The sequence below is a fragment of the Nonomuraea sp. NPDC049637 genome (genome assembly GCF_040675235.1).
Taxonomy (GTDB): domain Bacteria; phylum Actinomycetota; class Actinomycetes; order Streptosporangiales; family Streptosporangiaceae; genus Nonomuraea.
Map to the genome: position 1 here is coordinate 76964 of NZ_JBFAOM010000040.1, position 7878 is coordinate 84841.

The 7878-nt window shown below is 65.5% G+C and carries 7 protein-coding genes and 1 pseudogene; 4 read left to right on the plus strand and 4 right to left on the minus strand.

The window, feature by feature from the left end; all coding sequences use genetic code 11:
- The first annotated feature begins 428 nt into the window (after positions 1-428).
- Positions 429-2222 (plus strand): annotated as a pseudogene (locus AB0J71_RS38205) (IS481 family transposase).
- A gap of 131 nt (positions 2223-2353) precedes the next feature.
- On the opposite strand, the gene AB0J71_RS38210 reads toward AB0J71_RS38205, so the two are convergent.
- From AB0J71_RS38210 to AB0J71_RS38220, 3 genes are read right to left on the minus strand one after another with little or no spacing between them, the layout of a single operon-like run.
- On the minus strand, positions 2354-3142 hold the full coding sequence (locus AB0J71_RS38210; RefSeq protein ID WP_364418932.1) for an AAA family ATPase: 789 nt from the start codon (positions 3140-3142) through the stop codon (positions 2354-2356).
- A 14-nt stretch (positions 3143-3156) separates the two neighbouring features.
- Positions 3157-3630, minus strand: a complete 474-nt coding sequence (locus tag AB0J71_RS38215; protein WP_364418934.1) for an NUDIX domain-containing protein — start codon at positions 3628-3630, stop codon at positions 3157-3159.
- A gap of 55 nt (positions 3631-3685) precedes the next feature.
- Positions 3686-3952 (minus strand): winged helix-turn-helix domain-containing protein, encoded by a 267-nt coding sequence (locus AB0J71_RS38220; RefSeq protein WP_364418936.1) that lies wholly within the window; start codon positions 3950-3952, stop codon positions 3686-3688.
- Between the two features lie 707 nt (positions 3953-4659).
- Here AB0J71_RS38220 and AB0J71_RS38225 point away from each other — a divergent pair.
- Positions 4660-5934 (plus strand): helix-turn-helix transcriptional regulator, encoded by a 1275-nt coding sequence (locus AB0J71_RS38225; protein ID WP_364418938.1) that lies wholly within the window; start codon positions 4660-4662, stop codon positions 5932-5934.
- Between the two features lie 186 nt (positions 5935-6120).
- On the opposite strand, the gene AB0J71_RS38230 is transcribed toward AB0J71_RS38225, so the two are convergent.
- The gene (locus tag AB0J71_RS38230) at positions 6121-6501 is read right to left on the minus strand and encodes a winged helix-turn-helix domain-containing protein (protein WP_364418940.1); all 381 of its coding nucleotides are present in this window, start codon (positions 6499-6501) and stop codon (positions 6121-6123) included.
- A gap of 146 nt (positions 6502-6647) precedes the next feature.
- On the opposite strand from AB0J71_RS38230, the gene AB0J71_RS38235 reads away from it, so the two are divergent.
- Positions 6648-6980 carry a hypothetical protein gene (locus AB0J71_RS38235; RefSeq protein WP_364418942.1) on the plus strand — a complete coding sequence of 111 codons (333 nt, stop codon included), beginning with the start codon at positions 6648-6650 and terminating at the stop codon, positions 6978-6980.
- Positions 6973-7878: FtsK/SpoIIIE domain-containing protein (locus tag AB0J71_RS38240; protein ID WP_364418944.1), on the plus strand; the 906-nt coding region annotated here is incomplete at its 3' end. The genes AB0J71_RS38235 and AB0J71_RS38240, both read left to right, overlap by 8 nt.

Consider the following 7878-nt stretch of genomic DNA (forward strand, 5'->3'; position numbering starts at 1 on the left):
CATCAATCGTTACACAGGCGGATCTTCAGTCTCAGATGCCGGACCGCTAAGAGGTTCTAACACGGACTCATCGGACATGGCGTCGCCAGCAGATGATCGCTGAGGCGAGGGTCATGAAGGCTTCGTGGATGCCATATTTCCTGCTTGTAGCGGTTCACTCGGTCTATTGGCGCGTGGGCGGCGCGGCCGCGACCGGCCGAAGAGCCGCAGCGCGGCCGGCGACCGCCCGACGCGCGGCGGGCCGCCGAAGGCGGATCGCCTTTAAAGACGTAGAGAAAGTTCTCATCCATGGCCGAGAGCAGATTTGTCCTGCTCCGGTTGATGCTTGACACCTGAGCTTCGGTAGATGCTTTACACCCCTTCGGCTGACCTGCGTTCCTGGGTGATCGGTGACGATCATCTGGGAGGTCGGGTTGGCGCTGGTGGAGTTGAGCGTCATGGAGCAGCGGTATCGCGCTGTGTTGGAAGTAGAGGCGGGCTGTCCGGTGGTCGAGGTCGCCGAACGGCATGGGGTGTCGCGGCAGTCGGTGCACGCGTGGCTGCGTCGCTATCGTGCCGGCGGGCTGGCAGGGCTGGCTGATCGATCCCATCGACCAGAGCAGTGTCCGCATCAGACGGCCGCTTCGGTGGAGGCTCTGGTGTGTGAGCTGCGCCGTTCGCATCCGCGGTGGGGGCCGCAGCGGCTGGCTTACGAGCTGGAGCGGCGCGATGTGGTGCCGGTGCCGTCGCTGGTCACTCTGTATCGGATTCTGGTGCGGAACGGGCTGGTTGTGCCCGGCGCGCGGCGGCGGCCGCGGTCGTCGTATGTGCGCTGGCAGCGTGAGCGGCCGATGGAGTTATGGCAGCTGGACATCATGGGCGGGGTGATGCTCGTCGACGGCCGGGAGCTGAAGCTGATCTCCGGGATCGACGACCATTCACGGTTCGTGGTGATCGCGCAGTTGGTGGCGCGCCCTTCTGCGCGGGCGGTGTGTCGGGCCTTCGCCGAGGCGATGCGGGTTTTCGGGGTGCCGGAGGAGGTGCTCACGGACAACGGCAAGCAGTTCACCGGCCGGTTCACTCAGTCGCGGCCGAGCGAGGTGTTGTTCGAGCGGATCTGTCGGGAGAACGGCATCACGGCGCGCACGACCCGGCCGCGCTCGCCGACCACGACGGGCAAGGTGGAGCGCTGGCACCGGACCGTGCGGGAGGAGTTCCTGGCCGCGTGCGGGCCGTTCGACAGTCTGGAGCAGGCGCAGCTGGCGCTGGATGCCTGGGTGGCCGACTACAACACGGTGCGGCCGCATCAGGCGCTTGACATGGCCACCCCGGCCAGTTGCTTCACTGGCCCGACAGCACAAGCCGACAACCACAGCGACGAAGAGCCGCCCTTGCGCCTGCCGGCCGACCTGGCGGTGCTGCCCAGCGCGCCGGCCAGGGTTGACCCCCCCCGCTGCGGGGCGGGACGCGCCCGCCGGTCGCGGCATGCTGCCAGCAGCGGTGCCGGTTGCGGTGGAGTTCGAGCGCACGGTGCCGCCGAGCGGCAACCTGGGCGCGTGCGGACGCCAGATCTGGCTGGGCCGGTCGCGGGCAGGGCAGCAGGTCACCATCTGGGCCAGCAGCACCACCATGCATGTCTTTGCCGGCGATGAGCGGCTCAAGACGCATCCGGTGACGCTCACCAGCGCCGACCTGGGCGGGTTGATGGCCGGCGGCGGACGGGCGGGACGGGCCTTGCCGGCGAACGCGCTGCCGGCAGGCCCGTTGCCGGCCGATGTGGTGGTGGAGGTCGACCGGCAGGTCAACAATGCCGGGTGCGTGGGCCTGGCGGGCCAGTTGCTGAGCGTCGGCCTGCCGTTGGCCGGCAAGCGGGTGACCTTGCGGATCGATGCGCGAACCGTCCAGGTGATCGCCGATGGGGTGCTGGTGCGCACCAAGCCGTCCCCGCTGGCCCCGGCGCAGCGCGGACGCTTGCAGGTGTCCGGCTGGCCAGCGCACCTCCAGCCGCTCCCGGCCGCTTCCCGCGGGTGGAGCGGGTGGTGTCCAGCAACGGCAGCCTGAAGGTGGCCGGCTGCAAGGTCCAGGTCGGCCAGGTGCACCGGGGCAAGGTCGTCACCGTGGTCCTGGAGGAGACGCAGTTGCGGGTGCTGTTCGAGGGCCAGCTGCTGTCGGTCCACCCGCGCACCATCGTCAAGGAGGTCAACCGGCTGCGAGCCAGCGGCCATATCGACTACGAAATCTAGGCACGGTGTGAAGCATCAACCGATGCCAAACCGTCAAGCATCAACTGAAGGTTGACAGGCCGAGAGCAGATCTGTGTGTTGTCCCGGGACATGCTTGACGAGCGAACCCCAAGACATCGCGACGCTTGCGATCACAGGGATGGCGGATCCGGTCGCTTAGCGCGACTCCAGTCCTGGATGTCCTTCAGTGCCTCGCGGGCTTGATTGACGAGATTGATTGCAGCGCCGAACCGGTTGTCGACGGTGATGTGGGCGGTGGAGGGGCTGGTGTCGGTGTTGAGGGTGCTGACGTACGCATCCCAGTTCTGAAGCTTCCAGGCGTCGCGGGGGTCGTCGCGGAGTTCGAAGTGCCGGCGCATGGACTCGGCATCGCAGCGCACCCACAGCGCCGCTACTTCGATGCCCCTGGTCGCACAGCGATTGGTCAGGCGGACTACCCAGTCACGATCGGCCAACTCGGCGATGAATGGAGCCGACAGGATCACTGAGGTCCCTGAGCCGAGGACGTCGAAGGCGGTGTCCATCAGGCAGCGGTACTCCAGCGGGCGGACCTCGCGTAGGTACAGCTCGGTGTGCCGGTCGTGAGGGTCGCCGCCGAGAGCGACAAGTAGGCGCTCAACCAGAGGGCGAGTCAAGGTGTCCTTATCGATGAGAGCCCAACCGGTGACCTCGGAGAGGAACCGGGAGAACTCGGTCTTGCCCGACCCCGCGTAGCCGGCGATGAGTGTGAGGCTGGGCTTCGAGCTGCCTTGGCTTTGGTGACGTCGCCACGCACCCATGACGCCGTTGAGGAGAGTGGTCGCCTCGGCAGTGGCTGGGGGGTCCATGGTTTGGAGCAGCACGTGTTTGATCACTTCGTCTGGGGGCGGTAGACGGAACCTAAGGCTGGGTTCGTCGTCGCGATCGATACTGTGGTCCATTGTTGGCGGTTGCTTCAGCCGATGTGCGGACTGTTGCCTTGCAGGTAGTGGCTGATTCTCAGCCGCATGGAGCGGTGCATGCCGTAACTGTCGAGTTCGTTCCGCGGCACCCAGCGCACCTCTCGGGATTCTGAACTTGGAGTCGGCTGGCCGCTCACGGGCCGGGCCGTGAGGACGAGAGAGAACTCCTGGCGGACCTCGTCGTTGCTGGTGTAGTGGATGACGTGGCGGGGGTCGCTGTAGGTGCCGACGAGGCCGGTGACCTCGCAGGTGATTCCGGTCTCTTCCAGCGTCTCTCTGATGGCCGCCTGCGGGATGGACTCGCCGAGGTCGATGGCCCCGCCGGGTAGGGCCCAGCTGTCGTTGTCCGAGCGGCGTATGAGCAGCAGCTCGCCGGCCTCGTTGGTTACCACGACGTTCACGGACGGGACGAGGCTGTTGGCAGCAGGCGCGCTCGGGTCGTTGTAGTAGTCGATCCGCTGGCTCACGTCCCCGGAGCCTACTCCGCCGGGGGCTGTCCTTGAGGCGCTTGACGTTCTTGCTCTATTCGGACTCGCTGTCGGTCTTTACGAAGCTGCCCAGGTTGGGGACGGTGTAGACCTTGCCGGCGCTTCTGAGGCGTTCCATGGCCTTGCGTATGGTGGGGCGGGCGACTCCGAACTCTTCCATGAGCTTGACTTCGGAGATCTTGAACTTGGGTCCCCACTCTCCTGAGTCGATGCGCGCGATCAGAACTTCGAGGATCTGCTCCCAGCGGGAGCGGTCCTCGTCGAACTCCCAGGTGCGCGCGTGCTCGACATATCTGGCCACGTTATGAGAGTAGGAGGGCGTTTCACGGCCCTTCACGTCGGATCGTGGAGCTCCATGGAGCTTCATGGAGTAGACAGGGGCTTACAGGCTTGCTAACTTGCAGGTATGGCGTTGGTGAGCGAGCGTCCAGAGCCCCTCCGGGTGGGGCCTTGCATGTGCGCTCCATCGACCGCCCGATGGGCGCGCACGGTGCGGCTGGAATCGCTGCTCGCTCACCAACGCCTGTTCGTCGGTCGCGGGCGCTGTTGGCGCCGGATGGGCGATCGCCCGCTACGAAGGACGGTGATCTTGTGGTGGAAATAGGCGACCTTCACGGCATGCACCCCGCCTCGCCTCGCACGGATGGGGTGTGGGTGGACTGGTCTCCGGTCCAACGGCGTCCGGATCGGGTGCGTGTCCATGCATACACCTGTCCATGCCTAAATCTGGTGTATGAGCAGTGCCGGGCCGGCGGGCAGGGATTCATACGACGGTACGACCGCTCCGTCATTCCAGGGGATGTCGCCGAGAGTCCGCGGATGAGGATCAGCGAGATCGAGACGTTGTGGCAGCAGCTCCTGACTGGGGAGGCAAGGTAGGGCGCGCCGGACTGGCCAATTGACGTACACGCATCGTCACAATCTGCGACTGCCGTGTAACTACCGTTTCCGCAGGTCGAAGGCTGGCCTGCGGTTTCGCATGCCCTCCGACTGGCAGTTTTTCTGCCAGTGACGCTGGTCACCCGGCTTATCGTCGAATCAAGCGACGGCGAGAGGGAGGGCTCGAACGTGGCAACAGAGTGTGTGACGCAGGGCCAGCGGATCGCGCGGGCTCGTCATCGTAAAGGATGGGACCAAGCCACCCTGGCCGAGAAGCTCGGCCGGTCCGTCTCCTGGTTGTCGAAGGTGGAGAACGGACGACTGCCGCTGGACCGCATGAGCGTGATCGGGCAACTAGCCGAGGTGCTCGGGGTAGAGGTCGCCGAACTCACGGGCCAGCCATACCGGCACGAGACGACGGAACTCGACTCCGGGCACGAAGCGGTTCCGGAGCTACGGCTCGCGCTCCAGCAAGCCTCGCTGCCCAGCGGGGTTCTGCCGCGGTCAGCCAGAGAACTGCGGCCGCTGCAGGAGCTTGAGGCGAACGTCCGCCTTGCCGAGCAGCTTCGCCAGGACGCAAAGTTCACGGCGCTGGGCGAGATCTTGCCTGGTCTCCTCACCGATCTCATCGCCATCACCAACGACTCGTCGAGCGATCGCGATCAGGCCGAAGCGTTGATGCTCCGTGCCTGTCACATGGCGCGGGTTTCGTCCAACCTGCTGGGACACCACGACCTGGGTTGGACCGCGGTGCAGCGTGAGCTCGTCGCCGCACAACGAGTTGGGGCGCCTGTTCTGGTCGCCGCCGCGAGTTGGGATCTGTGCGGCGTGTGGCTGCACGAGGCGCAGCTCGTCCCCGCCAAGGACGCGGCACTGTCGGCGCTCGATCAGATCGAGACGCATGTGGGCGGGGACGACAGGATCAAGGCTATGTGGGGCGCGCTGCATCTGCGGGCCGCTGTGGCGTACTCCCGACTGTGGGATCAGCGAGAGGCCGAGAGCCATCTTGAGGAGGCTCGCCGTGTCGCCCAGGTCCTGCCGCGGAACGGCAACGTCTTCCAGACGCAGTTCAACCAGGTGAACACGACTATTCACGCGGTTGAGGTCAGCATGGAGCTGGGCCGGCCGCGGGACGTCATCAGCCGGGCCGAGCATGTCGAGATCTCTCAGATCGCTTCGTCGGAACGCCAGGCTCATTACTGGACCTGCACCGCGGCGGGCTACCACATGAACAGAAAAGACAACGAAGCGGCAGACGCTCTGCTCCGTGCCGACCGGATCGCGCCTCAGCACGTCCGGAACCGTCCACTGGTCCGCAACATCGTGCGCGACCTGAGGGACAGCGGCAAGGTGCATCGTCAGCGCGAGATCCACAATCTCGCCAAGGTGATGCGGTTGCTCTGAGCAGGCAACGGAGGGCTATCCGCGCAATGGCTCCCCATCCGTCGGGTAACCCGGGGACGTCTCGGCGTCCTGCCTACACAATGGGGTGGTACGTGGGTCTCAGCGACATGGAACGACAGATCCTGCTCCGCGAGCTGGCGGAGATCACGGTCGGCCTGGCCGAACTTCAGCGGCGTACGAGCAGGATCACTTCTCGGTTGGATCAGGACGAGTCCGAGCGTCTAGCTCATCCAGCCTGACCGTCAGCTTCTGCATGTGCTGACGGATCTCGCTCAGCTGCTCGGAGATGATGCGGAACTCTTCGCTCCGCTCGCCAGGCCTGGGGTCGGCGGTCTCGTTGTCGGGTGTCCGGCTGACGAAGCTGCCGGCCCCCTGGCGCGTCTCGATGAGTCCTTCATCGCGGAGGACTGCCAGGGCGTTTCCGATCGTCATCATGGCAACGCCGTACCGGTCTGCCAGCTCGCGGGCCACGGGGAGGCGCTCGCCGACCGCGTACCTGCCTGATGCGATGTCCCGCCGGATGTCCTCGGCAATCCTCAGGTACGGCCGGCGCCGATCGGTTGCCATGACCCCAACTTTAGCGGTTCTAGATGCCTAGGTCTCTGGGCAACATGTAAGCAATCTCGATCCAAGTTCTCTATCTTGGGTTTACAGAGCTAGATATCTAGGTATCTTTGTATCTAGAACAACGCCTCTCAAGGAGATCAGCTCTCGTGCGTACCATCCCGATTCCCGTCGACACGTCCAAGCTCGTCATCACCTGCGTGAAGGCGCCCAAGCCGCGCCTGCTCAACAAGGACACCGGCGAGATCAAGACCGACAAGAACGGCAACACCGTCTACGAAGTAACCGTCTCTGTGGAGGACGAGTACGGCCGGATCGAACTCGTCAAGATCGGCACGTCGGGGGAGCCCCCGATCACTGCAGGTCAGCAGATCAACCCCACCGGCATGGTCGGCTACGTATGGGAGATCGCAGGCCGGTGGGGCATCTCCTACCGCGCCGCCGCGCTCCTGCCGGTAGACACGGAGCCCCTTCGTGTCTGACACAACGCTTCTGGTGCTCGGAGTCCTGGCCGCGTCGGCGGCCGGGCTCTGGGCCTGGCGCCGCTGGCACTATCCGTCCTTCTGGCTCGTGGCCGCCTTCCCGCTGACCGCGATCAGCGTACGGGCGAGCTGGCGGAAGATCGCGCTCGGCTGCAACCTGACCAAAAAGCGGCAACGGTTCTGGTTCACCACCGTCCCGGGGCTGGTCGCTTCGACTGGTGTCGTCCGGGTCAGGCGCAAGTGGCAGCGCATCGCCGTGGACACCAAGCCGTTCATGTGGTTGCCCAAGCCCACGCGGTACGGCTGGCGCGTCACCCTGCACACCCTGGAAGGCCAGACTCCCGCCGACTACTCCGACGCCGCCGAACAGCTCGCCCACTCCTGGCGAGTGCATGCGGTCCGCGCCTCGTCCCCTCGTCCGGGACGGGTCGTCCTGTCCGCCACCGTGCGTGATCCACTTGTCCGGGTCGAGACCCTACCCACGTCGCCCGAGCTGCTCAAGGTGATCGTGGGCCGTCTTGAGACCGGTGGCCCGTGGATCATCGATTTCAGGACCGTCCCGCACTACATCAACGCCGGGGCGACTCAGTCCGGCAAGTCCAACCTCGCCAACGCCCTGGTCCAGGGGTTGGCTCCGCAACCGGTCGCCTTGGTGGGCTTCGACCTCAAGGGCGGAGTGGAGTTCACGCCGTACAGTCCGCGCCTGTCGGCTCTGGGCACCACGCGAGCCGAATGCGGCACCCTGCTCGACGACCTCGTCAACCTGATGATCACCCGCATGGCGCAGTGTCGCGAGGCCGGAGCTCGCAACATCTGGCAGTTGGTGGACGAGCAACGGCCTGTGCCCATCGTTGTCCTGGTCGACGAGTTGGCCGAGCTGTACCTCATGGCCGACAAG

Excerpts from the sequence above, each read along its gene's own strand:
- AB0J71_RS38210 (WP_364418932.1), bottom strand. The coding sequence starts at position 3,142 with ATGGACCACAGTATCGATCGCGACGACGAACCCAGCCTTAGGTTCCGT.
- AB0J71_RS38230 (WP_364418940.1), bottom strand. The coding sequence starts at position 6,501 with ATGGCAACCGATCGGCGCCGGCCGTACCTGAGGATTGCCGAGGACATC.